Source organism: Streptomyces sp. NPDC002209 (assembly GCF_042890265.1).
GTDB lineage: Bacteria > Actinomycetota > Actinomycetes > Streptomycetales > Streptomycetaceae > Streptomyces.
This window is the reverse complement of record NZ_JBIARX010000007.1, coordinates 1-25,444: the sequence shown is the minus strand read 5'-3', so window position 1 is coordinate 25,444 and position 25,444 is coordinate 1. Positions and strand designations below refer to the sequence as shown.

General features: G+C 68.9%; 20 protein-coding genes. 8 read left to right on the top strand and 12 right to left on the bottom strand.

Annotation, left to right across the window (positions count from 1 at the left end; genetic code table 11):
- Position 1: 1 nt before the first annotated feature.
- From prcB to arc, 5 genes are all read right to left on the bottom strand, one after another.
- Positions 2–841, bottom strand: a complete 840-nt coding sequence (gene prcB, locus ACFYXK_RS15990; protein ID WP_389411676.1) for a proteasome subunit beta — start codon at positions 839–841, stop codon at positions 2–4.
- Positions 793–1,026: an endonuclease VII domain-containing protein gene (locus ACFYXK_RS15985; RefSeq protein ID WP_389411881.1), complete on the bottom strand. Its 234-nt coding sequence runs from the start codon at positions 1,024–1,026 to the stop codon at positions 793–795. Before ACFYXK_RS15985 ends, prcB begins: the two co-directional genes overlap by 49 nt.
- 414 nt (positions 1,027–1,440) lie before the next feature.
- Positions 1,441–1,653: a ubiquitin-like protein Pup gene (locus tag ACFYXK_RS15980; protein WP_030016348.1), complete on the bottom strand. Its 213-nt coding sequence runs from the start codon at positions 1,651–1,653 to the stop codon at positions 1,441–1,443.
- A gap of 175 nt (positions 1,654–1,828) precedes the next feature.
- Positions 1,829–3,340, bottom strand: a complete 1,512-nt coding sequence (gene dop / locus ACFYXK_RS15975; RefSeq protein ID WP_030294331.1) for a depupylase/deamidase Dop — start codon at positions 3,338–3,340, stop codon at positions 1,829–1,831.
- Between the two features lie 248 nt (positions 3,341–3,588).
- The gene (arc, locus tag ACFYXK_RS15970) at positions 3,589–5,355 is read right to left on the bottom strand and encodes a proteasome ATPase (RefSeq protein ID WP_383512189.1); all 1,767 of its coding nucleotides are present in this window, start codon (positions 5,353–5,355) and stop codon (positions 3,589–3,591) included.
- A gap of 265 nt (positions 5,356–5,620) precedes the next feature.
- On the opposite strand from arc, the gene ACFYXK_RS15965 reads away from it, so the two are divergent.
- Positions 5,621–5,941, top strand: a complete 321-nt coding sequence (locus ACFYXK_RS15965) for a ferredoxin (protein WP_383512191.1) — start codon at positions 5,621–5,623, stop codon at positions 5,939–5,941.
- A gap of 4 nt (positions 5,942–5,945) precedes the next feature.
- Here the strand turns inward: ACFYXK_RS15965 and ACFYXK_RS15960 are convergent, their stop codons facing one another.
- From ACFYXK_RS15960 to ACFYXK_RS15950, 3 genes are all read right to left on the bottom strand, one after another.
- A complete protein-coding gene (locus ACFYXK_RS15960) occupies positions 5,946–6,548 on the bottom strand; it encodes a hypothetical protein (RefSeq protein ID WP_389411675.1) in 603 nt (200 codons plus the stop codon).
- 208 nt (positions 6,549–6,756) lie between these two features.
- Positions 6,757–7,653, bottom strand: a complete 897-nt coding sequence (locus ACFYXK_RS15955) for a tRNA (adenine-N1)-methyltransferase (RefSeq protein WP_202202287.1) — start codon at positions 7,651–7,653, stop codon at positions 6,757–6,759.
- A gap of 18 nt (positions 7,654–7,671) precedes the next feature.
- Positions 7,672–9,162: a site-2 protease family protein gene (locus ACFYXK_RS15950; RefSeq protein WP_389411674.1), complete on the bottom strand. Its 1,491-nt coding sequence runs from the start codon at positions 9,160–9,162 to the stop codon at positions 7,672–7,674.
- Here ACFYXK_RS15950 and ACFYXK_RS15945 point away from each other — a divergent pair.
- Together ACFYXK_RS15945 and ACFYXK_RS15940 are read left to right on the top strand one after the other, a co-directional pair.
- Positions 9,059–9,967, top strand: a complete 909-nt coding sequence (locus ACFYXK_RS15945) for a RecB family exonuclease (protein WP_389411673.1) — start codon at positions 9,059–9,061, stop codon at positions 9,965–9,967. The genes ACFYXK_RS15950 and ACFYXK_RS15945 overlap by 104 nt on opposite strands.
- A 65-nt stretch (positions 9,968–10,032) precedes the next feature.
- Positions 10,033–10,707 (top strand): response regulator transcription factor, encoded by a 675-nt coding sequence (locus tag ACFYXK_RS15940; RefSeq protein ID WP_030294322.1) that lies wholly within the window; start codon positions 10,033–10,035, stop codon positions 10,705–10,707.
- 93 nt (positions 10,708–10,800) lie between these two features.
- On the opposite strand, the gene ACFYXK_RS15935 is transcribed toward ACFYXK_RS15940, so the two are convergent.
- The 4 genes from ACFYXK_RS15935 to metH all read right to left on the bottom strand — a co-directional run bounded on the left by ACFYXK_RS15935 (position 10,801) and on the right by metH (position 18,878).
- Positions 10,801–12,384, bottom strand: coding sequence for an ABC transporter substrate-binding protein (locus tag ACFYXK_RS15935; protein ID WP_389411672.1), 1,584 nt, complete (start codon positions 12,382–12,384; stop codon positions 10,801–10,803).
- Positions 12,385–12,465: 81 nt separating this feature from the next.
- Positions 12,466–14,070: an ABC transporter substrate-binding protein gene (locus ACFYXK_RS15930; RefSeq protein ID WP_389411671.1), complete on the bottom strand. Its 1,605-nt coding sequence runs from the start codon at positions 14,068–14,070 to the stop codon at positions 12,466–12,468.
- 480 nt (positions 14,071–14,550) lie between these two features.
- A complete protein-coding gene (locus ACFYXK_RS15925; RefSeq protein WP_383512201.1) occupies positions 14,551–15,252 on the bottom strand; it encodes an HAD family hydrolase in 702 nt (233 codons plus the stop codon).
- A 113-nt stretch (positions 15,253–15,365) separates the two neighbouring features.
- A complete protein-coding gene (gene metH, locus ACFYXK_RS15920) occupies positions 15,366–18,878 on the bottom strand; it encodes a methionine synthase (protein WP_389411670.1) in 3,513 nt (1,170 codons plus the stop codon).
- Positions 18,879–19,130: 252 nt separating this feature from the next.
- Here metH and ACFYXK_RS15915 point away from each other — a divergent pair, with 252 nt between their 5' ends.
- The 5 genes from ACFYXK_RS15915 to ACFYXK_RS15895 all read left to right on the top strand — a co-directional run bounded on the left by ACFYXK_RS15915 (position 19,131) and on the right by ACFYXK_RS15895 (position 25,356).
- Positions 19,131–19,898: an IclR family transcriptional regulator gene (locus ACFYXK_RS15915; protein WP_030294317.1), complete on the top strand. Its 768-nt coding sequence runs from the start codon at positions 19,131–19,133 to the stop codon at positions 19,896–19,898.
- Between the two features lie 312 nt (positions 19,899–20,210).
- Positions 20,211–20,993 (top strand): MIP/aquaporin family protein, encoded by a 783-nt coding sequence (locus tag ACFYXK_RS15910; RefSeq protein WP_389411669.1) that lies wholly within the window; start codon positions 20,211–20,213, stop codon positions 20,991–20,993.
- A gap of 74 nt (positions 20,994–21,067) precedes the next feature.
- Positions 21,068–22,594 carry a glycerol kinase GlpK gene (gene glpK, locus ACFYXK_RS15905; protein WP_389411668.1) on the top strand — a complete coding sequence of 509 codons (1,527 nt, stop codon included), beginning with the start codon at positions 21,068–21,070 and terminating at the stop codon, positions 22,592–22,594.
- 37 nt (positions 22,595–22,631) lie between these two features.
- Positions 22,632–24,239, top strand: a complete 1,608-nt coding sequence (locus tag ACFYXK_RS15900) for an FAD-dependent oxidoreductase (protein ID WP_389411667.1) — start codon at positions 22,632–22,634, stop codon at positions 24,237–24,239.
- A 127-nt stretch (positions 24,240–24,366) separates the two neighbouring features.
- The gene (locus tag ACFYXK_RS15895) at positions 24,367–25,356 is read left to right on the top strand and encodes a PAC2 family protein (protein ID WP_389411666.1); all 990 of its coding nucleotides are present in this window, start codon (positions 24,367–24,369) and stop codon (positions 25,354–25,356) included.
- Positions 25,357–25,444: the final 88 nt, after the last annotated feature.

Genomic DNA, 25,444 nt, shown 5'->3' with positions numbered 1-25,444 from the left:
GTCAGAGCAGGGCGGCGCGCGGGCCGTCGGGCTGCTCCAGGCGACGGTTGGTGACCGTACGGGCGAGCTCCTGCGACTCGTCGTCGCTGAGCCTGCGGAATCCCTCGTCCGTGATGACGGTGACGATCGGGTAGATGTGGCGGTACAGGTCCGGCCCACCGGTCGCCGAGTCGTCGTCGGCCGCGTCGTACAGCGCCTGCACGACGAGGGTGGTGGCCTGCTCCTCCGTCAGGTCGGGGCGGTACAGCTTCTTCATGGAACCGCGCGCGAAGATCGAGCCGGAACCGGTGGCGGCGAAGCCGTGCTCCTCGGAGCGGCCGCCGGTCACGTCGTAGGAGAAGATCCGGCCCTTCTCCTTGCCCTCGTCCCAGCCGGCGAACAGCGGCACGACGGCCAGCCCCTGCATCGCCATCCCCAGATTGCTCCGGATCATGGTGGAGAGCCGGTTCGCCTTGCCCTCGAGGGAAAGGGTCGCCCCCTCCACCTTCTCGAAGTGCTCCAGCTCCAGCTGGAACAGCTTCACCATCTCCACGGCCAGGCCGGCCGTACCGGCGATGCCCACCGCGGAGTACTCGTCGGCCGGGAACACCTTCTCGATGTCCCGCTGCGCGATCATGTTCCCCATGGTCGCCCGCCGGTCACCGGCGAGCACGACCCCGCCGGGGAAGGTGGTCGCAACGATGGTCGTCCCGTGCGGCGCCTCGACGACGCCCTCGGGCAGCTTCCGGTTCCCCGGCAGCATCTCGGGCGAGTGCGCGCCCAGGAAGTCCATGAAGGACGACGACCCCGGCGTCAGGAAGGCTGCCGGTAGACGCCCTGTGCTACGAGTGTTGGGTTCCACAGGTTTCCTTCCACGTAAGCGGCTGCACGCCTTATGACGTCCGGCCGATCCTTGAACTGCCCCAAGGCTGCGTTACAGCTGAAGCACAGTACGCCTCGGACCTTACCCGTCTGATGATCGTGATCAACGTGCTCGGCAGGAGCGTTCTGACAGAGCAGGCAGTTCCCGCCTTGATCCGCGATCATGGCATCGCGCTCGGCTTCGGTGATGCCGTAGTGGCGCTTGAAGTACGAGGCCCGGTTCCGTTGCGCCCGGCACTCTCGGCAGTAGCTGGCCCAACCGTCCGAACTCGTCTTGTTCCGCTCCCACTCCGCATGAGGCTTGACCTCCCCGCACTGGGGACATCTCTTGTGCCCGGACGGCACGGGGACCTTCGCCCGTACCGTCCGTCCCTTCGCCTCTTGCCTCTGCTTGTAGTGCTCAGCCTGGCATTCGCGGCAATACGCCTGCAGGCCGTCCCGCATTGCGCGATTACTCGCGAAGGCCTCACGCGGCTGAACGCGTTTACATCGCGAGCAACGCTTCATGCCCTCAGGTGCCATCTCGGCCACCCCGCCCCCCACACCTTCGTTTCGAAGGTCAAATGGCTGCCACGAGCCTCACTGGCCACCCTTTTGCACGAATGACCTCACGAAATCCTCGGCGTTCTCCTCCAAGACGTCGTCGATTTCATCCAGTACCGAGTCGACGTCGTCGGAGAGCTTCTCCTGGCGCTCCTTGAGGTCGGTCGATTCTTCGACCGCTGCCTCCTCGACCTCCTCGGTCGAGCGCGTCGCCTTCTGCTGTCCGCCGCCGGTGTCCTTGGTCGCCATGTCTACCTCACCCCGCTCGGTTCGCACGCTCACGGCGAGGGACCCCGGGAATTCGGGATCCCTCAAGATCAGACCTTACGTCGGACCCTACAAGGAGGGTCCGGCATTCGTCCCCGCACTTTCATAACGTCCGGGTTTTCTCATGATTCCCGGGACGGGGGCCTTTCAGCCCCGTTCACTGCCCCGAAAGCACCCGCACCAGGTCCTCCGCCGTGCGGCAGCGGTCCAGGAGCTCCTTCACGTGCTTGCGGGTACCCCGCAGGGGTTCCAGCGTCGGGACCCGCTGGAGGGAGTCGCGGCCCGGGAGGTCGAAGATCACCGAGTCCCACGAGGCCGCGGCGACGTCGTCCGCGTACTGCTCCAGGCACCGGCCCCGGAAGTACGCCCGGGTGTCCTCCGGCGGCTTGCCCTGGGCGCGCTCCACCGCCGGCTCCTCCACCAGCCGCTTCATCTTGCCGCGGGCCACCAGGCGGTTGTACAGGCCCTTCTCGGGGCGTACGTCCGCGTACTGGAGGTCCACCAGGTGGAGCCGGGCGGCGTCCCAGCCGAGTCCGTCCCGCCTGCGGTAGCCCTCGAGGATCTCGCGCTTCGCGATCCAGTCGAGCTCTCCCGACAGGCTCATCGGGTCGCTCTCGAGCCGGCCGAGCACGTCCTCCCAGCGGACCAGCACGTCCTTGGTCTGCTCGTCCGCGTCGGAGCCGAAACGCTCGTCCACGTACTTCCTGGCCAGCTCGAAGTACTCCATCTGGAGCTGTACGGCGGTCAGGGTGCGGCCGCTGCGCAGCGTGATCAGGTGTTGCAGGTCGGGGTCGTGGGAGACCTGGTGCAGGGTGCGCACCGGCTGGTCGACGGCGAGGTCGACGTTGATGAAGGAGTCCTCGATCATCGAGAGGACGAGGGCGGTGGTGCCGAGCTTGAGGTACGTCGAGATCTCGGAGAGGTTGGCGTCGCCGATGATCACGTGCAGCCGGCGGTACTTCTCGGCGTCCGAGTGGGGCTCGTCGCGGGTGTTGATGATGGGGCGCTTGAGTGTGGTCTCGAGGCCGACCTCGACTTCGAAGTAGTCCGCGCGCTGGCTGATCTGGAAGCCGTGCTCGCGGCCGTCCTGGCCGATGCCCACGCGTCCCGCGCCGGTGACGACCTGGCGGGAGACGAAGAAGGGGGTGAGGTGGCGCACGATCTCCGAGAAGGGGGTTTCCCGCTTCATCAGGTAGTTCTCGTGCGTGCCGTAGGAGGCGCCCTTGTTGTCGGTGTTGTTCTTGTAGAGGTGGATGGGCTGGGCTCCGGGGAGCTGGGCGGCGCGTACGGCCGCCTCGGCCATGATGCGTTCGCCGGCCTTGTCCCAGAGGACGGCGTCGAGCGGGTTGGTGATCTCCGGGGAGCTGTATTCGGGGTGCGCGTGGTCGACGTAGAGCCGTGCGCCGTTGGTGAGGATGACGTTGGCGAGGCCGATGTCCTCGTCGGTGAGCTGGCTGTTGTCGGCGGCCTCGCGGGCGAGGTCGAAGCCGCGGGCGTCCCGCAGCGGATTCTCCTCCTCGAAGTCCCAGCGGGCGCGTCGCGCCCGGTGCATCGCCGCCGCGTAGGCGTTGACGATCTGGGACGAGGTGAGCATGGCATTGGCGTTCGGGTGGCCCGGGACGGAGATCCCGTACTCCGTCTCGATTCCCATTACTCGCCGTACGGTCATGCGGCCCTCCTTGCCCGGCGGCGCTCCCGTTCGGGAGCGGCGCTCAAGTACCGCTGGTGCTCCGGTGCGTGTGCGGTGCCCGTCCCCGCACTGCGCGACCGGCGGTACGGAAGAGCCTAGAACCACTCCGCGCTGGTGGGGAGATCATTTCAGTCATTGACTTCGCCCCGTCACCGGCTGAAAAGAGCAGTCGGTAAAGCAGTCGGCTGCGGGTGCCCGGTGAGGGCATCCGCAGCCGCCCTGTTCGATCAGAGGTACTGACCGGTGTTTGCCACCGTGTCGATGGAGCGTCCGGTGTCTGCGCCCTGCTTTCCGGTGACGAGGGTGCGGATGAAGACGATCCGCTCGCCCTTCTTTCCGGAGATCCGGGCCCAGTCGTCCGGGTTGGTGGTGTTGGGCAGGTCTTCGTTCTCCTTGAACTCGTCCACGCAGGCCTGGAGGAGGTGGGCGACGCGAAGGCCCTTCTGGTTGTGCTCGAGGAAGGCCTTGATGGCCATCTTCTTCGCACGGTCCACGATGTTCTGGATCATGGCGCCGGAGTTGAAGTCCTTGAAGTAGAGGACTTCCTTGTCGCCGTTGGCGTACGTGACCTCGAGGAAGCGGTTTTCCTCGGTTTCGGCGTACATCTGCTCGACGACGGTCTGGATCATGCTGTGGACGGCGACCTCGGGCGAGCCGGAGTGCTCGGAGAGGTCGTCGCTGTGGAGCGGCAGCGAGGCCTTGAGGTACTTGGCGAAGATGTCCCGGGCCGCTTCGGCGTCGGGGCGTTCGATCTTGATCTTCACGTCGAGCCGGCCGGGTCGCAGGATGGCCGGGTCGATCATGTCCTCGCGGTTGGAGGCGCCGATGACGATGACGTTCTCCAGGCCTTCCACGCCGTCGATCTCGGCGAGCAGCTGGGGGACGATGGTGTTCTCCACGTCCGAGCTGACTCCGGATCCGCGGGTGCGGAAGAGGGATTCCATCTCGTCGAAGAAGACGATGACGGGGGTGCCCTCGCTGGCCTTCTCGCGGGCACGCTGGAAGACGAGGCGGATGTGCCGCTCGGTCTCGCCGACGTACTTGTTGAGGAGTTCGGGGCCCTTGATGTTCAGGAAGTAGGACTTCCCGGCGGGCTGGCCGGTCACCTCGGCGACCTTCTTGGCAAGGGAGTTGGCCACGGCCTTGGCGATGAGCGTCTTGCCGCAGCCGGGGGGGCCGTAGAGCAGGATGCCCTTGGGGGGCCGCAGTTCGTGCTCTTTGAAGAGGTCGGGGTAGAGGTACGGGAGCTCGACGGCGTCGCGGATCAGCTCGATCTGGTCGCCCAGGCCGCCGATCTTGTCGTAGTCGATGTCGGGGACCTCTTCGAGGACGAGTTCTTCGACCTCGCTCTTGGGGACGACCTCGTAGACGTAGCCGGAGCGGGGTTCGAGCAGGAGGGCGTCGCCGGGGCGGATGGTGATGTCCAGGAGCGGCTCGGCGAGCCTCACCACCCTTTCCTCGTCGGTGTGCCCGACCACCAGGGCGCGCTCGCCGTCCTCGAGGATCTCCTTGAGGGTGACGATGTCCCCGGCCCGTTCGAACTCCATGGCCTCGACCACGTTGAGGGCCTCGTTGAGCATGACCTCCTGGCCGCGCCGGAGGTCTTCCGGTTCGACGCTGGGGCTGACGTTCACACGGAGCTTTCGGCCGCCGGTGAAGATGTCGACGGTGCCGTCTTCGTTCGCCTGAAGGAAGACACCGAAGCCGGCCGGCGGCTGTGCGAGCCGGTCGACTTCCTCCTTGAGTGCGATGATCTGGTCGCGGGCCTCACGGAGCGTATTTGCCAGTCGCTCGTTTTGTGCGGAGACGCCGGCCAGGTTTGTCTGGAGCTCGACGATCCGCTCTTCGAGAATCCTCGTGTGTCGCGGAGAGTCGGCGAGCTTACGTCGCAGGACGGCGATTTCCTGCTCGAGATAGGCAACCTGGCCGGCGGGGTCCTCAGACCCTCGCCCCGGCCGGATGCCGCGGTTGTTGTCGTCGTCGTGGGCTGCCACGGTCCTCACCTCCTCCAAGGGGAGCTGGACGCTTCCTGACCCTACCTGGGCTGGTGGTGATTGAAACCCCTAGATCACAAAGACGGTAGGGGTGTGTCCGATCTTCACCCTTGCGTACTCCCTCACGCCAAGGAAATACCCACCCATCAACATCGGAAAGCGGCCGGTTGTAAGGTCGAACTGTTCAACACCCGTCAGGGCTCGCGCGACTTGCCGCGGGCCCGTGGCGGAAACGGATCACTGAGCGCAGGGAACGGCAGGAGATATGACCGTGCAGCAGGAGGCTTCCGCGGACGGCGGCGGGCAGGCCGGCGAGCCGCTGGAGGTCTGGATCGACCAGGACCTCTGCACCGGTGACGGGATCTGCGTGCAGTACGCGCCGGAGGTGTTCGAGCTGGACATCGATGGTCTGGCGTACGTGAAGAGCCCCGAGGACGAGCTGCTGGTGGACGCGGGGGCGACCACTCCGGTTCCTTTGACGCTGCTGCAGGACGTGGTGGACTCGGCGAAGGAGTGCCCGGGTGACTGCATCCACGTGAGGCGTGTTTCGGACAGGGTCGAGGTGTACGGCCCCGACGCGGAGTGATGGTTCAAACACTCCTGGCGTCTGAGTTCGTCAGCTCCTGGCGGAATTTTCCGCCGCTCCAGCGCCACTTGGCGAGCTGTTTCACGTCGGGGCTGTAGCGCGGCACCTCGGGTGAGGAGTAGCCGAGGAGACTGGCGGTGACGACTCCGTCGCGGATGGTGAGATCGGTGGCGGTCTGCCGTTTTCCGGCCTCGAGGAGGGTGGCGACGACCCGGGGTGCGGCGCCGGGGGTTTTGTCCCGGGTGAGTACGTAGATCGCGTGGGGCGGGGTGCCGGAGCCGGCGTCGCAGCGGACGGCGGCGACGGTTTCGGGGCGGCCGTCGCCGTCGAGGTCGCCCTGGGCGGTGGCCGTGACGGCGACGGGGAGGCCCTTGCAGTCCAGGGGGTAGGTGACCGCGGCCGGGTCGGGGGCGGCGGCCTGGGGGGCCTGGGGGCCGTTTGCGGGGGCCGTGGAGTGGCCGGTGGCGGCCGCGTCCGGCTGGAGGAGTCCCGCGGCGGCCATGACGGCGGCCATGGCGGTGGCCGTGGCGAGCCAGTGGAGGGGCCCGGCGCTGTTGTGCGCGAGGGTCTCCAGTGTCGGCGTCGGCTCGGAGGGGCGGTGCGGCACGCGGGGTGTCTCCTGTGCGAACGGTGACGGGGAGCCAGCATCGTGCCACACCTCACACGGGGGTGGAACGGCCGGGTCCGCGTCGGCTGGGCCGGTGTGGAGGACAACGAAAAGGCGCTGTGGCGCAGTTCCCGGATCGTTCGGGGAACTGCGCCACAGCGCCTTGGTGTTGGGTGGGGCCGGGGCGGCCCCGGTCGCCGGTGCCGGACTAGGCGGACCGGTCGCTGCCGGGTCCGTCGTAGTCCTCGCCGTACGCGCCCTTGGCGGGGCGGCGGCGGCGCATCGGGGGCTCGACGCCGTCCGCGAGGCGGCGGGCGGTGACGAGGAAGCCGGTGTGGCCGATCATCCGGTGGTCCGGGCGGACGGCGAGGCCTTCCACGTGCCAGTTGCGGATCATCGATTCCCACGGCTGCGGCTCGGCGAAGCAGCCGATCTCGCGGATGGACTCGACGGTCTTGGACAGCTGGGTGGTGGTGGCCACGTAGCAGCAGAGGATGCCGCCGGGGACGAGGGCCTTCTTGACCGCCTCCAGGCACTCCCAGGGGGCGAGCATGTCGAGGATCACGCGGTCGACGTCGGTCTCGTCCAGGTTGTCCTGGAGGTCGCCCACGGTCAGCTTCCACGCCGGGTGGGGGCCGCCGAAGTAGCGCTCGACGTTGGCGGTGGCGATCTCGGCGAAGTCCGCGCGGCGCTCGTAGCTGTGGAGCATGCCCTGGTCGCCGATGGCGCGCAGCAGGAAGCTGCTCAGGGAGCCGGAGCCGACGCCTGCTTCCACGACGCGGGCGCCGGGGAAGATGTCGGCGAAGGCCAGGATCTGGCCTGCGTCCTTGGGGTAGACCACGGCGGCACCGCGGGGCATGGACAGGACATAGTCGGGGAGCAGGGGGCGCAGCGCGAGGTACGCGACGTTCCCCGTGGTACGGACAACACTGCCCTCGGGAGCACCGATCAGCTCGTCGTGCGGGAAGGAACCCTTGTGGGTGTGGAAATTCTTCCCTGCTTCGAGCGTGAACGTGTAGTGGCGGCCCTTGGGGTCGGTGAGCTGAACCTGGTCCCCGACCTCGAAGGGCCCGCGTCGGCGGGCGGCACCGGTCGGTTCGGACATGTGACCAGTGTATTGGCTTCAGGACTGGGGCCGCGCCATGGCCTTCACGAAGGCCCTTTCGACGTCGAGGGTGGAGAGGACGCCGTAGATCTCGCCGCCGGGTTCGACGACGAGGTATTCGGTGGCGGGGGTGGCGCGGAGGTGGTCGAGGAGTTCTTCGCCGGAGAGTTCCGCGGAAACCTTCATTCCGTCGGTGAGGTCTTGCGCGAGGGTGCTGACGTCGACCCAGGGGCGGCGGTGTTCGGGGACGGAGGCGATGGCGGTCTCGCGGACGATGGAGACGGGTTCGCCGTGGCCGTCGACGACGACGATGGCGCGGGCTCCTGCTGCGACGGCGCGGCGCAGGGCTTCGGAGAGGGGGGTGGTGTTCTCGACGGGGACGGCGCGGCGGGTGAGGGTGCGGGCGCGCAGTTCGGGGAGGTGTTCGCGCAGGCGGGCCATGCGGAGGCTGTTTCCGGCGCCGGTCCAGATGATGGCGGCGAGGATCGCGGCGAGCAGGGCGTCCATGACGGTGTTCATGCCGCCGATGTCGCCGGTGCCCGGGCCGAGGATGCCGGTGTGGGTGATGAGGGGCAGGCCGAGGAGGACGGCGACGGCGAGGGCGCGGCCGACCCAGGCGGCGGCGACGGTGCCGGTCATGGGTTTGCCGGTGATGCCCCAGATGACGGCGCGGAGCATGCGGCCGCCGTCGAGGGGGAGGCCGGGGAGCAGGTTGAAGGCGGCGACGAGCAGGTTGGAGATCATCAGGCCGGCGAGGAGGACGCCGGGGACGCTGGCGGGGTCGACGAGTTCCATGCCGAGGTAGAAGGCGCCGGTGAGGAGGAGGGAGAGGAGGGGGCCGACGAAGGCGAGGACGAATTCGCGGCCGGGGGTCTCGGATTCCTTCTCGATCTCGGAGACTCCGCCGAAGAACTGGAGCTGGATGCGTCGCACGGGGAGTTTGAAGCGGAGGGCGGCGACGGTGTGGGCGAGTTCGTGGACGAGGACGGAGGCGTAGAACGCTACGGCGAAGAAGAGGGAGACGAGGTAGCGGGCGGGGCCGAGGTCGGGCAGGACGCGGTCGAGCTGGTCGCCGAAGACCCAGGTGATGAGGGCGGCGACGAGGAACCAGCTGGGCGAGACGTAGACGGGGACGCCGAAGGGGCGGCCCATGAGGATGCCGCCGCCCGGTCCGGGGCGCTTGGCGGCGCGCTCGCCGGTTTCGTCGGTGTCTGCCACGGGTGTCCTTCGTTCGGTGCTGTCCGGCGGGTTGCGGCCGGCGGTGCTTTCAGTGTGGTTCAGGTGCACGGTCGGTGCGGGGCGGGGTGCGTGGTGGCGCGGTGTGATGCTCCGATCATGCAGTGCGAGGGGGCTCGGCGTCGATGGTATGCGCGCGCTGTCCGTGGCGGGTCGTAGGGTTTTGTCCATGACGACGAGTCCCGGTCCGGTTCCTGGCGCAGCCGATGCCGATGCAGCGCCGCGCGCTGTGGCGCCTTCTTCGCTGTCCCCTTCGCGGGCGAGCGATTTCATGCAGTGCCCGCTGCTGTACCGGTTCCGGGTGATCGACAAGCTGCCGGAGAAGCCGAGTGCCGCGGCGACGCGGGGCACGCTGGTGCATGCGGTGCTGGAGCGGTTGTTCGACCATCCTGCGCAGGAGCGGACGGCCCCGCGGGCGAAGGCGCTGGTTCCGGGGCAGTGGGACCGGCTGCTGGAGTCGAAGCCGGAGCTGGTGGAGCTGTTCCCGGAGGGGGACGGGGGCGCGGGGCTGGCGCGTTGGCTGACGGAGGCCGAGGCGCTGGTGGAGCGGTGGTTCACGCTGGAGGACCCGACGCGGCTGGAGCCGGTGGAGCGGGAGTTCTTCGTGGAGACGGAGCTGGAGTCGGGGCTGCGGCTGCGCGGGATCATCGACCGGGTGGACGTGGCTGCGTCGGGTGAGGTGCGGATCGTCGACTACAAGACGGGCAAGGCTCCGCGGCCGGAGTACGCCGAGGGTGCGCTGTTCCAGATGAAGTTCTACGCGCTGGTGGTGTGGCGGCTGAAGCAGGTGGTGCCGCGGCGGCTGCAGCTGGTGTATCTGGGCAGTGGGGACGTGCTGACGTACGACCCGGTGATCGCGGATCTGGAGCGGGTGGAGCGCAAGCTGCTGGCGCTGTGGGAGGCGATCAAGGAGGCGACGGAGACGGGTGACTGGCGGCCGCGTCCGACGAAGCTGTGCGGCTGGTGTGATCACCGGGCGGTGTGTCCGGAGTTCGGGGGGACTCCCCCGGCCTATCCTCTGATGATCATCCCGAGGCCGGGGGCGGAGGCGGGGGCGGGCCGCCCCGAGGAATCCTGACGGGCCGCGCGGGGCAGAATGGGCGGCGTCCGTCGTTGCCGCCGTACGAATACGAGGTACACCCCGTGGCGATCCGCGTCCTACTGGTCGACGACCAGCCGCTGCTGCGCACCGGCTTCCGGATGATCCTGGAGGCCGAACAGGACCTGGCGGTCGTCGGGGAGGCCGGGGACGGTCTGCAGGCGCTGGACCAGGTGCGGGCGCTGCAGCCCGATGTGGTGCTGATGGACATCCGGATGCCCCGGATGGACGGGGTGGAGGCGACGCGGCAGATCACCGGGCCGGGCCGGGACGGGCCGGCGAAGGTGCTCGTGCTGACCACGTTCGATCTGGACGAGTACGTGGTGGAGGCGCTGCGGGCGGGGGCGAGCGGGTTCCTGCTGAAGGATGCGCCGGCCAATGAGCTGGTGCAGGCGATCCGGGTGGTGGCGGGCGGCGAGGCGATGCTGGCGCCGAGCATCACGCGGCGGCTGCTGGACAAGTACGCGGGCCATCTGCCGTCGGGCGAGGACAGCGTGCCGGACACCTTGGGGACGCTGACCGAGCGGGAGGTCGAGGTGCTGAAGCTGGTGGCGCGGGGCCTGTCGAACGCGGAGATCGCGGCGGACCTGTTCGTGAGCGAGACGACGGTGAAGACGCATGTGGGGCACGTGCTGACGAAGCTGGGTCTGCGTGACCGGGTCCAGGCGGCGGTGTACGCGTACGAGAGCGGTCTGGTGCGGCCGGGCGCGGGGCAGTAGCGCGCCGGTCGTGGCCGGGCCGGCCGGGAGCAGCCGAAGGGGCCGGCAGCCGCATCGTGCGGCTGCCGGCCCCTTCGCCGTACCGGGTACGGGTCAGCCCTTGCTGATCTCCCAGAAGCGGAAGACGGTGGAGGCGTCCAGCGACCACTGCAGGCCCGTCACGTTCTGGCGGGTGACGGCGTACTGCTTGCCCTGCCAGAGCGGGAGGAGCGGGATCTCGTCGGCGACGATGTCCTGGAGGCGGTTGTAGTCGACGGTGGCCGCGGTGCGGTCGGACTTCGTGGAGGTCGACGGGATGATGGTCCCGGTGATCTCCTTGTTGTCGTAGTTGTTGCGCAGGACGTTGTCCGGGCCGAAGAACGGCTGCGTGAAGTTGTCGGCGTCCGGGTAGTCGGGCACCCAGCCCTTCACGTACACGCCGTACTTGCCGTCCTGGATGTCCTTCTCGTACTGCCCGAACTCGACGGACTTGACGTCGGCCTCGAAGAGCCCGCTCTCGTTGAGCTGCTTGGCGATGAGCTGGAATTCCTGGTCCGTGGACGGGCCGTAGCGGGTGGGCGTCGAGTACAGGGTGATCTTCACCTTGTCCTTGATGCCGGCGGCGCGCAGGACGGCTTCGGCCTTCTTCGGCTGGGGGCTGCCGCCGTAGCGGTCGAAGAAGGCGGTGTTGTGGGAGCCGATGCCGGCCGGGACGATCGAGTACAGCGCGGTCGCGGTGCCGTCGTAGACGTCCTTGACGAGCGCTTCGCGGTCGACGAGGTAGGCGATGGCCTTGCGGATGGGGAGCTTTCCGGCGACCGGGTCGTTCATGTTGAAGACGAGGTGCTCGACTTCGGCGCCGGTGCCCTGGACGACCTCGACCTTGTGGTCCCCGGTCTTGGTGGAGGACAGGCTCGCGATGTCCTTGGCGGCCAGGCCGCGGAAGGCGAAGTCGACCTCGCCGCTTTCCAGGACCTTCTTGAGGGCGGCCTGGTCCTCGTTGAAGAACTTGAGGGTGACGCCGGTGTTCTTGGCCTTGGCCTTGCCGCTGTAGGAGTCGTTGACGGAGAAGCTGGCGCTCTTCTCGTTCATCGAGTCCAGCTTGTAGACGCCGGAGCCGACGGCCTTGCCGTCGGTGCGGAGCTTGTCGGCCGGGTATTCGCTGTGGTCGACGATGGAGCCCGCGCCCGATGCGATCTTGCTGGGGAAGGTCGCGTCGGAGGTCTTGAGGCGGAAGACGACGGTCTTGTCGTCGGGGGTGTCGATGCCGGCGATCGAGGACAGCATCACGGACGGGCCGTTGGCGTCATTGATCTTCAGCGTGCGCTCGAAGGAGAACTTGACGTCCTTCGCGGTGAGGGCGTGGCCGTTGCTGAACTTCAGGCCGGTGCGCAGGGTGCACTTGTAGAGCTTGCTGTCGCCGCCTTCGAAGTTGCAGGCCTGGGCGGCGTCGGGCTCGGGGGTGGTGCCGCCCTTGGGGAAGCTCAGCAGGGACTGGAAGACGTTGTTGAAGAGCAGCCAGGACCCCGGGTCGTAGCCCGATGCGGGGTCGGTGGACTTCACCTTGTCGGATATCCCCATGACCACGCCCTTGCCGCCGCCGGCGGTGGGGCTGCCGGTCGAACCGCAACCGCTGAGCAGCGCGGCGGCGGTGGCTGCGCCGAGCGGGGCCGCCAACCACTGGTTACGTCGATTCACGCGAACGTCCTTCACAGTCTCACTGTTTCGTTCCGCCGGCCTGCGACACCCGCCGCCGGTTGCTGCCGGTTGCTGCCGGTCTCAGCCGCTGACACCGCGGCCGAGTTCCCACAGCTGGAGGTCGGAGATGGCGTTGACCGACCACTCCACTCCGGTGATCCCGTCGCGCGCGGCGACGTACTGCTTGCCCTGCCACAGCGGCAGGACGGGCACGTCCTCGGCGACGATGTCCTGCATCTCCGTGATCGCGGGGACGGCGACGTTGCGGTCGACGGCGCGCCGGGAGTCGGGGATGAGCTTGGTGCGCACCGCTGCGTTGGCGTACGGCGTGCCCAGGAAGTTGTCCTGCTCGAGGAAGGGAGCGAGGAAGTTGTCGGCGTCGGGGTAGTCGGGGAACCAGCCGAGCCCGTAGGCGGCGTAGTCGCCCTTCTTCTGCGCGGGCCGGAAGTCGGACCAGTCGGAGCCCTGGACGGTGATGTCGAACAGCTGGGTGGAGTTCAGCTGGTTCTTCAGGGTCTCGAACTCGGTGGCCGTGCCGTCGCCGTAGTGGTCCTTGGTGTAGTTCAGCGTCAGCTTGACCGGGGTCTTGATCCCGGCGTTCTTCAGCAGGTCGGCGGCCTTCGCGGTGTTGGCTTCGCCGTACTTGTTGAAGAAGGAGTTGACGTGGCCCGTCAGGGTGGTGGGGACCAGCGAGTACAGGGGCTGCGCGGACTTGCCGTAGACCTTGTCGATGATCGCGTTGCGGTCGACGGCGGCGGCGAGGGCCTGGCGGACGGCCTTGTCCTTGACGGCCGGGGCGTCGGTGTTGAAGCCGATGTAGCGGATCTCCAGGCCGGGCATCGGGACCAGCTTGACGCCCTTGGGCGGCTTGGCGGCGAACTCGGTGATCTGGGCGGGCGAGAGGGTGCGGGAGACCATGTGGATGGATCCGGCGGTGAGTGCCTTGCCCATGGCCGCGGAGTCGTTGAAGGTGCGCAGTTCGACCTTGTCGTTCTGCAGCTTGAGGTCGCCCTTGTAGTACGGGTTCTTGCTGAAGACGGCCCGGACGAGGTGGTCGTCCTTGACCTCGGCCTTCATCGTGTACGGGCCGGAGCCGTCGACGGAGAAGCCCTCGCGGAGCTTCTTGGCGTCGTAGTTCTTGGCGCTCACGATGCCGGCGGCGGGGGTGGAGAGCTTCTGCGGGAAGGTCGCGTCCGGGGTCTTCAGGTGGAAGACGACGGTGTCGGCGGCCTTCACCTCGACGGTGTCGACGGTGGAGAGCAGCGAGGAGGGGCCGTTCTCGTCCTTGATGGCGAGGACGCGCTCGATGGAGAACTTGACGTCCTTCGCGGTGAGCGGCTCGCCGTCGGCGAACTTGAGGTCGGGCCGCAGGGTGCAGCGGTAGCTCTCGTTGCCGGTGTCGGTGAAGCGGCAGTCGGAGGCCGCTTCGGGGACGGGCTGGCCGCCGCCGCGGGGGGTGTGCATCAGCGTCTGGACGGTCTGCCGCAGGACGTTCCAGGCGCCGGCGTCGTAGGCGTAGGCCGGGTCGAACGGTGCGGGAGCGTAGTCGGCTGCCTCGAACCGGTCGGTGGTGCCGACGACGATCGCTCCGGATCCTGCTCCGCCTCCGCTCGTGCTGCCGCATGCGGCGAGCGCGGGGGTGAGCAGTCCGGCCGCAGCCGTCAGCACCAGGGTCTTGCGGTTCATGCTGGAAGTACTCCCTTGACCGGCACTTGCTCAAAGCGGCGTAAAGGGCACTTCGCGGCGGTCGCCCGTTCAGGGCGGAACGATCGGGCCGGTGTTGTGACGATCGGTCCACGCGGTCCGGGCACATGGGTGTGTGCCCGGGTCAGCAGAGGTGCGGCGTAGTGCCCGCGTCGACATTAGTGGCCTGGGACGGGATGGCTTGAACTGGCAGGACTTGGGGCGTAATCGCACGGTGATGGGTGCGGACTGCCTGTCCATGTAGGAGTCACCGCAGATTCGGTCAGGAGCTGATCAATCCGGACACAAGGGAAGCTTTCCGGGCCCCCGGACAGGTCCGTGGGGGGCTTGGCGCGTGACAAAGGTCACCCGGGACAACCGCCAGGGAAAGGATGGAATTTCAGCCTCCGGGCCATGGAACGGAAGATCCTTCCGTGGGGCCTCGGTCAGGCGGGCGTTCCGTTCGGCACTGAGCGTGTGCGATCAGTTCATCGGAGTGATGAGGGAGCGCAGGAACGGAAGATCGACGTCCTCCAGCGACCGGACGATGGTGCGGCCCGGGGCGGGCGCGATGACGCCGACCGAGGGGACGGCCACGACCCGGCAGCCCGCGGCCTCGGCGGAGGCGACGCCGGTCGCGGTGTCCTCGATGACCGCGCACCGGGAGGGGTGCGCGCCGAGGGTGCGGGCGGCCAGCAGGTACGGGTCGGGGTGCGGCTTGGTGCGGGCCACCTCGTCGCCGGCCACGCTCAGCGCGAACCGTTCGGGGCCCAGCGAGCGCAGCACCCGGTCGATGACGCGGCGGTGCGAGGCGGAGACGAGGGCGGTGGGCACGTTGTGACGGGCCAGCTCGGCCAGCAGCCGCTCGGCGCCCGGCATCAGCGGGACCTGGTCGGCGATCCGGGCCTCGAAGCGCTCGTTGAGCAGGACGCTCAGCTCCGAAAGGGTGATGGCGGCGCCGGTGGACTCGATGAGGAAGGCGGCGCTGCGGGTCATGGGCCCGCCGACGACGATGTCGCGCCAGGCCTCGTCGAGCCGGTGGCCGAGTTCGCCGAAGACGTCCACCTCGATCTCCCACCAGAAACCCTCGGTGTCGACGAGGGTGCCGTCCATGTCGAGCAGCACCGCCTGCAGGGCATGCCCGTCGGCCGTACGGGCGACGGGCGCGGGAACGGTGCTGGTCATCCGGCACACCTCTCTCGGGGGACGAGAAGGCCGGCCGCCTCTTCCCCATAGGGCATCCCCCGGGGAACAGGCGACCGGCCTGTATGGGACCGACAAGTGTACGTCGGTCCGCGTCAGCGTGCGTTGAAATACTTCGCTTCGGGGTGGTGGATGACGATCGCGTCGGTGGACTGCTCCGGGTGGAGCTGGAACTCCTCGGAGAGGTGGACGCCGATCCGCTCCGGCTGGAGGAGGTCGGCGATCTTGGCGCGGTCCTCCAGGTCGGGGCAGGCTCCGTAGCCGAGCGAGAAGCGGGCACCGCGGTACTTCAGGTCGAACATGTCCTCGACCGCGGCCGGGTCCTCGCCGCCGAAGCCGAGCTCGGCGCGGACGCGGGCGTGCCAGTACTCGGCCATGGCCTCGGCGAGCTGCACCGACAGGCCGTGCAGCTCCAGGTACTCGCGGTAGGAGTCGGACTCGAACAGCTTGGCCGTGGCCTCGCCGATCTTCGACCCGACGGTGACCACCTGGAGGCCGACGACGTCCGTCTCGCCGGACTCCTCCGGGCGGAAGAAGTCGGCGAGGCACAGGCGGCGGCCGCGGCGCTGGCGCGGGAAGGTGAAGCGGGTCCGCTCGTTCCCGTCGTCGTCGAGGATGATCAGGTCCTCGCCCTTGGACACGCAGGGGAAGTAGCCGTACACGACGGCCGCCTCGAGCAGGTTCTCGGTGTGCAGCTTCTCGAGGAGGCCGCGCAGCCGCGGCCGGCCCTCGCTCTCGACGAGCTCCTCGTACGTGGCGCCGCCGGCGCGGGCCTGCTTGAGGCCCCACTGGCCCTTGAACAGGGCGCCCTCGTCGAGCCAGGAGGCGTAGTCCTTCAGCGGGATGCCCTTGACCACGCGGGTGCCCCAGAACGGCGGGGTCGGGACCGGGTTGTCGACCGCGACGTCGGAGCGGCCGCCCTTCTCCTCGGGCTCCTCGACCTGGAGGGCGGGCGTGTCCCGCTTGGCGACGCGGCGCTGCTTGAGCTCGGGCAGGGAGGCGCCGGGGACGCCGCGCTTGACGGCGATCAGGGCGTCCATCAGGCGCAGGCCCTCGAAGGCGTCGCGGGCGTAGCGGACCTCGCCCTCGTAGATCTCGTGGAGGTCCTGTTCGACGTAGGCGCGGGTCAGGGCGGCGCCGCCGAGGATGACCGGGTAGTCGGCCGCCAGCTTGCGCTGGTTGAGCTCCTCCAGGTTCTCCTTCATGATCACGGTCGACTTCACGAGCAGCCCGGACATGCCGATGACGTCGGCCCTGTGCTCCTGTGCGGCCTCCAGGATCGCGGAGACCGGCTGCTTGATGCCGATGTTGACGACGTTGTAGCCGTTGTTGGTGAGGATGATGTCGACGAGGTTCTTGCCGATGTCGTGGACGTCCCCGCGGACGGTGGCGAGGACGATGGTGCCCTTGCCCTCGTCGTCGGTCTTCTCCATGTGCGGCTCGAGGTAGGCGACCGCCGTCTTCATGACCTCGGCGGACTGCAGGACGAACGGCAGCTGCATCTGGCCGGAGCCGAACAGCTCGCCGACGACCTTCATGCCCTCCAGCAGGGTGTCGTTGACGATGTCCAGGGCCGGACGGGTCTGGAGGGCCTCGTCGAGGTCGGCCTCCAGGCCGTTCTTCTCACCGTCGATGATCCGGCGCTGGAGCCGCTCGTCCAGCGGCAGCGCCATGAGCTCCTCGGCGCGGCCGGCCTTCAGCGACTTGGTGTTGACGCCCTCGAAGAGGGCCATCAGCTTCTGGAGCGGGTCGTAGCCCTCGGCGCGGCGGTCGTAGATCAGGTCGAGGGCGGTGCCGACCTGCTCGTCGTCGAACCGGGCGATGGGCAGGATCTTGCTGGCGTGGACGATCGCCGAGTCGAGGCCGGCCTTGACGCACTCGTCGAGGAAGACCGAGTTCAGCAGCACGCGGGCGGCCGGGTTCAGGCCGAAGGAGATGTTCGACAGGCCGAGCGTGGTCTGGACGTCCGGGTGGCGGCGCTTGAGCTCGCGGATCGCCTCGATCGTGGCGATGCCGTCGCCCCGGGACTCCTCCTGGCCCGTGCAGATCGTGAAGGTCAGCGTGTCGATGAGGATGTCCGACTCGCCGATGCCCCAGTTGCCGGTCAGGTCGTCGATGAGCCGCTCGGCGATGGCGACCTTGTGCTCGGCGGTGCGGGCCTGGCCCTCCTCGTCGATGGTCAGCGCGATCAGCGCGGCGCCGTGCTCCTGCGCCAGCCGGGTGACCTTGGCGAACCGGGACTCCGGGCCGTCGCCGTCCTCGTAGTTGACGGAGTTGATCACGGCGCGCCCGCCGAGCTTCTCCAGGCCGGCCTGGATGACGGGGACCTCGGTGGAGTCCAGGACGATCGGCAGCGTCGAGGCGGTCGCGAACCGGCCGGCGAGCTCCTTCATGTCGGCCACGCCGTCGCGGCCCACGTAGTCCACGCACAGGTCGAGCATGTGCGCGCCCTCGCGGATCTGGTCGCGGGCCATCTCGACGCAGTCGTCCCAGCGGGCCTCGAGCATCGCCTCGCGGAACTTCTTCGACCCGTTCGCGTTCGTCCGCTCGCCGATCGCCATGTACGACGTGTCCTGCCGGAACGGGACCGTCTGGTAGAGCGAGGACGCTCCGGGCTCCGGGCGCGGCTCGCGGACGGCCGGGCTCAGGGCGCGGACCCGCTCGACGACCTGGCGCAGGTGCTCGGGGGTCGTACCGCAGCAGCCGCCGACGAGGGAGAGCCCGTACTCGCGGACGAAGGTCTCCTGGGCGTCGGCGAGCTCGGGGGCCGACAGCGGGTAGTGCGCGCCGTTCTTGCCGAGGACGGGCAGGCCGGCGTTGGGCATGCAGGAGAGCGGGATGCGCGAGTGCCGCGCCAGGTAGCGCAGGTGCTCGCTCATCTCGGCGGGACCGGTGGCGCAGTTCAGGCCGATCATGTCGATGCCGAGCGGCTCCAGCGCCGTCAGGGCCGCGCCGATCTCGGAGCCCAGCAGCATGGTGCCGGTGGTCTCGACGGTCACGGAGCAGATCAGCGGGACGGACACGCCGAGCGCCTCCATCGCGCGCCGGGCGCCGATGACGGAGGACTTCGTCTGGAGGAGGTCCTGGGTGGTCTCGACGAGCAGGGCGTCGGCCCCGCCGGAGAGCAGGCCCTCGGCGTTGACCTGGTAGGCGTCGCGGATCGTCGCGTAGTCGATGTGGCCGAGGGTGGGCAGCTTGGTGCCGGGGCCCATGGAGCCCAGGACCCAGCGCTGCTGCCCGCTCTTGGCGGTGTACTCGTCGGCGACCTCGCGGGCGATCCGGGCGCCGGACTCCGACAGCTCGAAGTTGCGTTCGGGGATGTCGTACTCGGCGAGTGCCGCGAAGTTCGCGCCGAAGGTGTTGGTCTCGACGCAGTCCACGCCCACCGCGAAGTACGCGTCGTGCACCGTGCGCACGATGTCGGGGCGGGTGACGTTCAGGACCTCGTTGCAGCCCTCCAGCTGCTGGAAGTCCTCCATCGAGGGGTCCTGCGCCTGGAGCATCGTTCCCATGGCTCCGTCGGCGACGACCACGCGGGTCGCGAGCGCCTCTCGGAGGGCGTCGGCCCTGGTCTGGGTGTCAGCGGGCGGGTTCGGCAACGAGGCCATGGTTGAGCTCCCTGGGATGCGACGGCTGTCGGCTTTGCACCCTTGCTGTGTCAAGGGTGCACGCGGTCAGGGTAACCGCGCGGCAGCAACCCCGGTGGGGGTGTCCCACGTGGCGGACTGCATTCTGTGCGCGGGGGTCTGCCAGGGGTGTCCTGGTCGACGGAGGCCTGAACAGTCGCCCAACGATGCACAAGGTCGACATCGACCGATACTGTTCAGCATTGTCGAACTACGTCAGCAGGAGGCTGCGCGATGGCACGGAACATCCAGTCGCTCGAACGAGCCGCTGCGATGCTGCGACTCCTGGCGGGCGGCGAGCGCCGGCTGGGCCTTTCGGACGTGGCCAGCTCCCTGGGCCTGGCCAAGGGCACGGCGCACGGGATCCTGCGCACGCTGCAGGCCGAGGGCTTCGTGGAGCAGGACCCCGCCTCGGGCCGCTACCAGCTGGGCGCGGAGCTGCTGCGCCTGGGCAACAGCTATCTGGACGTGCACGAGCTGCGGGCCCGTGCACTGGTCTGGACGGATGATCTGGCCCGGGCGAGCGGCGAGAGCGTCTACGTGGGCGTGCTCCACAAGAGCGGGGTGCTGATCATGCACCACGTGTTCCGCCCGGACGACAGCCGTCAGGTGCTGGAGGTGGGCGCCATGCAGCCGCTGCACTCGACGGCCCTGGGCAAGGTCCTGTCGGCGTACGACCCGGTCGCCCATACGGAGGCGCTGGAGGCGGAGCGCGAGGCGTTCACCCCGCGGACGGTCACGGACGGCGCGGGCTTCGAGGAGGTCCTCGACCTGACCCGGGCGCGCGGCTGGGCCGCGGACGTCGAGGAGACCTGGGACGGCATCGCCTCGGTGGCGGCGCCGATCCACGACCGGCGCCGGATGCCGGTGGGCGCGGTGGCGGTCGCGGGGGCCGTGGAACGGGTGTGCGGGGAGTCCGGGGAGCCCCGGGCGAGCCTCGTGGCGTCCGTACGGGACTGTGCGCGCGCTGTTTCACGCGACCTCGGCGCGGGCCGGTTCTAGGCCCCTTCAGGCGATTTTCAGCCATCACCTGGCTGCTTTCTGCCCTCTTTTCGCCATATTCCGGCCATCCGATGGCCGGGTTTGGCTGATCGTACCTAGTGGTAACGATCCGACACTTTGGCCTGGCCGACCCTTGACGCGTTCTTCACCTGAGCGGAAAACTGCCGTTCATCGGTCGGCATTGTCGAACACCTACCGGCAATACGCGTTAGGGTGTGGCAAGGCCAAGGACCGGTGAAGCACTCACCGAGTGCGCGGACCACCGGACGGGACCCGGTGTCCGCCCACCCCTGCAAGGCAAAGGAGTCGCGGGTGTCCACCTCCGACATCTTCATCGGCGAGACCATCGGTACCGCCCTGCTCACACTGCTCGGCGGTGGCGTCTGCGCCGCCGTGACACTCAAGAGCTCCAAGGCCAGGAACGCAGGCTGGCTCGCGATCACGTTCGGCTGGGGTTTCGCCGTTCTGATCGCCGCCTACGTGTCCGCCCCGCTCTCCGGTGCGCACCTCAACCCGGCGGTCACCGTCGGTCTGGCCATCAAGACCGGCGACTGGAGCGACGTTCCGGTCTACTTCGCCGGACAGCTCCTCGGCGCCATGCTCGGCGCGGTCCTGATGTGGATCACGTACTACGGACAGTTCCGGGTGCACCTCTCGGACCCGGAGCACATCCGTGACGCCAAGCTCGGCCCGGAGGACCCGCACCCGCACGACCAGGCCGGCCCGGTCCTCGGTGTCTTCTCCACCGGCCCCGAGATCCGCAACGTCGTCCAGAACCTCACGACCGAGATCATCGGTACGGCCGTCCTGGTCCTGGCGATCCTGACCCAGGGCCTGCAGGACAACGGCAAGGGCCTCGGCGTCATCGGCGTCCTGATCACCTCGTTCGTCGTCGTCGGCATCGGCCTCTCGCTGGGCGGTCCGACCGGCTACGCCATCAACCCGGTCCGCGACCTCGGTCCGCGCATCGTCCACGCCCTGCTGCCGCTTCCCAACAAGGGCGGCTCCGACTGGGGATACTCCTGGATCCCGGTGGTCGGCCCGCTCGTCGGTGCCGCCCTCGCCGGTGGTCTGTACAACATCGCGTTCGCCTGATCAGCACCGGCACGTATCGCAAGATCGCACTGCCCACCTGATTCCGCCTACCTAGACCTGCCAGGAGCAGCCACATGACCAGCAGCACCGGCCCCTTCATCGCCGCGATCGACCAGGGCACCACCTCCTCCCGCTGCATCGTCTTCGACCGCGACGGCCGCATCGTCGCCGTCGACCAGAAGGAGCACGAGCAGATCTTCCCGAAGCCGGGCTGGGTCGAGCACGACGCCTCCGAGATCTGGACCAACGTCCAGGAGGTCGTCGCCGGGGCCATCGCCAAGGCCGAGATCACCGCCGCGGACGTCAAGGCCATCGGCATCACCAACCAGCGCGAGACCACCGTCCTGTGGGACAAGAACACCGGCGAGCCGGTCCACAACGCGCTGGTCTGGCAGGACACCCGCACCGACGCCCTCTGCAAGGAACTCGGCCGCAACGTCGGCCAGGACCGCTTCCGCCGCGAGACCGGCCTGCCGCTGGCGAGCTACTTCGCCGGTCCGAAGGCCCGCTGGCTGCTCGACAACGTCGAGGGCCTGCGCGAGCGCGCCGAGGCCGGCGACATCCTCTTCGGCACCATGGACTCGTGGGTCATCTGGAACCTCACCGGTGGCGCCCAGGGCGGTGTGCACGTCACGGACGTCACCAACGCCTCGCGCACCATGCTGATGAACCTGCACACCCTCGAGTGGGACGCCAAGATCGCGGAGTCCATGGAGGTGCCGCTCGACATCCTCCCCGAGATCAAGTCCTCCGCCGAGGTCTACGGCCACGTCAAGGACGGCGTCCTCGCCGGTGTCCCGGTCGCCTCGGCGCTCGGTGACCAGCAGGCCGCGCTCTTCGGCCAGACCTGTTTCGCCGAGGGCGAGGCCAAGTCCACGTACGGCACCGGTACGTTCATGCTGATGAACACCGGTGACAAGGTCATCAACTCCTACAGCGGCCTGCTGACCACGGTCGGCTACAAGATCGGCGACCAGAAGCCGGTCTACGCCCTGGAGGGCTCCATCGCCGTCACCGGCTCGCTCGTCCAGTGGATGCGCGACCAGATGGGCATGATCAAGACCGCGGCCGAGATCGAGACCCTCGCGCTCTCGGTCGACGACAACGGCGGCGCGTACTTCGTGCCTGCCTTCTCCGGCCTGTTCGCCCCGTACTGGCGCTCCGACGCCCGCGGTGTGATCGCCGGCCTCACCCGGTACGTCACCAAGGCGCACATCGCCCGTGCCGTCCTGGAGGCCACCGCCTGGCAGACCCGCGAGATCACCGACGCCATGACCAAGGACTCGGGCGTCGAGCTCGCGGCCCTCAAGGTCGACGGCGGCATGACCTCCAACAACCTGCTGATGCAGACCCTCTCCGACTTCGTGGACGCCCCCGTGGTCCGTCCCATGGTCGCGGAGACCACCTGCCTCGGCGCCGCCTACGCCGCCGGCCTGGCCGTCGGCTTCTGGCCCGACACCGACGCCCTGCGCGCCAACTGGCGCCGCGCGGCGGAGTGGACCCCGCGGATGCCCGCCGAGCAGCGGGACCGCGAGTACAAGAACTGGCTCAAGGCCGTCGAGCGGTCCATGGGCTGGATCGACGACGAAGACGCCAGCTGACGCACCAGCTGAGTCAATCGACGAGGAGCTAAGAGATATGAGCAGCCTGCAGAGCGTTCCCACTCTGGGCACGCACCCGACCGCCGGTTCGAACGCGAGCCGCGCCGAGACCCGTGAGCAGCTGGCCAAGGCCACGTACGACCTGCTGGTCATCGGCGGTGGAATCCTGGGCACCTCGGTGGCCTGGCACGCCGCGCAGTCGGGTCTGCGGGTTGCCATGGTGGACGCCGGCGACTTCGCCGGCGCCACCTCCTCGGCCTCCTCCAAGCTCGTCCACGGCGGTCTGCGCTACCTGCAGACCGGCGCGGTCAAGCTGGTCGCCGAGAACCACCACGAGCGCCGGGTGCTGGCCAAGGACGTGGCCCCGCACCTGGTCAACCCGCTCACCTTCTACCTGCCGGTCTACAAGGGCGGTCCGGTGGGTGCGGCCAAGCTGGGCGCGGGCGTCTTCGCCTACTCCGCCCTCTCGGCCTTCGGCGACGGCATGGGCAAGGTCATATCCCCGGCCCGTGCCGCCGCCGACAACCCGGGCCTGAAGACGGACAACCTGAAGGCCGTCGCGGTCTACTACGACCACCAGATGAACGACTCCCGCGTCGCCGTCATGACGGTCCGCGCGGCCGTCGAGTCGGGCGCGGTCGTCCTCAACCACGCCGAGGTCACCGGCCTGCGCATGACGCGCGGCCGGGTCACCGGTGCCGAGCTCAAGGACCGCCTCGACGGCACCGAGTTCGGCGTCGACGCACGCGTCGTGCTCAACGCCACCGGCCCGTGGGTGGACCACCTGCGGCGCATGGAAGACAAGCACTCGATGCCGTCGATCCGCCTCTCCAAGGGCGCGCACATCGTCATGAAGCGCAAGTCGCCGTGGAAGGCCGCCATGGCCACCCCGATCGACAAGTACCGCATCACCTTCGCCCTCCCGTGGGAGGACCAGCTGCTGCTCGGCACCACCGACGAGGTGTACGAGGGCGACCCGGCGGACGTGCGCGCCACCGAGTCCGACATCCAGCAGATCCTGGACGAGGCCGCGTTCTCGGTGAAGGACGCCGACCTCGACCGCTCGCTGATGACGTACGCCTTCGCCGGCCTGCGGGTGCTGCCCGGCGGCCCCGGCGGCGTCGAGAAGGCCAAGCGCGAGACCGTCGTCTCCGAGGGCGCCGGCGGCATGCTGTCGGTGGCCGGCGGCAAGTGGACGACGTACCGGCACATCGGCCGCGTCGTCATGGACAAGCTGGCCAAGCTGCCCGGCAGCCCGCTCACCGACGACATGGAGCCGGTGAAGTCGCTCGTACGCCGGGTGCCGCTGCCCGGTGTCGCCAACCCGAACGCCGTCGCGCACCGCCTCCTGGTGGACCGCGAGCCCGGCACGCGGATGGACCCGCTGACCGCCCGCCACCTGGCCTCCCACTACGGCTCGCTGGCCTTCGACATCGCGCGCCTCGCGAACGAGGACGCGGCGCTGGCCGAGCGGATCCACCCGGACGGCCCGGAGATCTGGGCGCAGGTCGCCTACGCCCGTGACAACGAGTGGGCCGAGACGGTCGACGACGTGCTGCGCCGGCGTACCACGGTGACCGTCCGCGGCCTGGACGACGAGTCCGTGCGCACCCGCGTCGAGGAGATGCTGAGCCGCAAGGCATAGCTCTTGCGCAGGTGGGGAAGAGGGGCGGTTCCGAGGGGAACCGCCCCTCTGTCGTGGGCTGTGGCCGGTGTCCCTTCAAGGCTTAGGCTGACCCACGTACGCAAGGGAACTTCGGAAGGAGACCTGGGTGATCGAGCTTGAGGGCGTGCCCGAGCTGATCGACCCGGTCATGGTGGCCGCGTTCGAGGGCTGGAACGACGCGGGTGACGCGGCCTCCGGTGCGGTCGCGCACCTGGACCGGGAGTGGAAGGGCGAGGTCTTCGCGGCGCTGGACGCCGAGGACTACTACGACTTCCAGGTCAACCGGCCGACGGTGTGGCTGGACAACGGGGTACGGAAGATCACGTGGCCGACGACGAGGCTGTCGGTGGTCCGGATCGGCGGCGCGAAGCCGCGTGACCTCGTCCTCGTACGGGGCATCGAACCGTCCATGCGGTGGCGGTCGTTCTGCAACGAGATCCTGGGCTTCGCGCACGAACTGGGCGTGGAGATGGTGGTGATCCTGGGGGCTCTGCTCGGGGACACCCCGCACACGCGGCCGGTGCCGGTCAGCGGGGTCACCTCGGACCCGGACCTGGCGCGCACGATGGACCTGGAGGAGACCAAGTACGAGGGCCCGACGGGGATCGTGGGCATCCTCCAGGAGGCCTGCACGCACGCCGGGGTGCCCGCGGTGTCCCTGTGGGCGGCGGTCCCGCACTACGTCTCCCAGCCGCCGAACCCGAAGGCGACGCTGGCCCTGCTGAACCGGCTGGAGGATCTGATCGACATCCGGATCCCGCTGGGCGAACTCCCGGAGGACGCGCGGGCGTGGCAGCTCGGCGTGGACCAACTGGCGGCGGAGGACAGCGAGGTGGCGGAGTACGTCCAGACGCTGGAGGAGGCGCGGGACACGGCGGACCTGCCGGAGGCGTCGGGCGACGCCATCGCCCGGGAGTTCGAGCGGTACCTGCGGCGCCGCGATCCGGCGGGGCCCCCGGCCGAGCCGGGCGACGGCTCGTACCTGCGCGACACGAGCAGCGGCCTGACCCGCCCGCCGAAGCGCAAGCCGGACCCGGAGGCGGGTGCGGACCCGGAGCCCCCGTCCCCCGACGAGGACGACACTCCGGACGCCTAGGTCGTCTCTTTCGGATCTTGCCGGTCAAGCCCGCGTCGTCTGGCGCCGTGCATCGCAAGGCGGAGGGGCGCCCGAGTACTGGACGTAC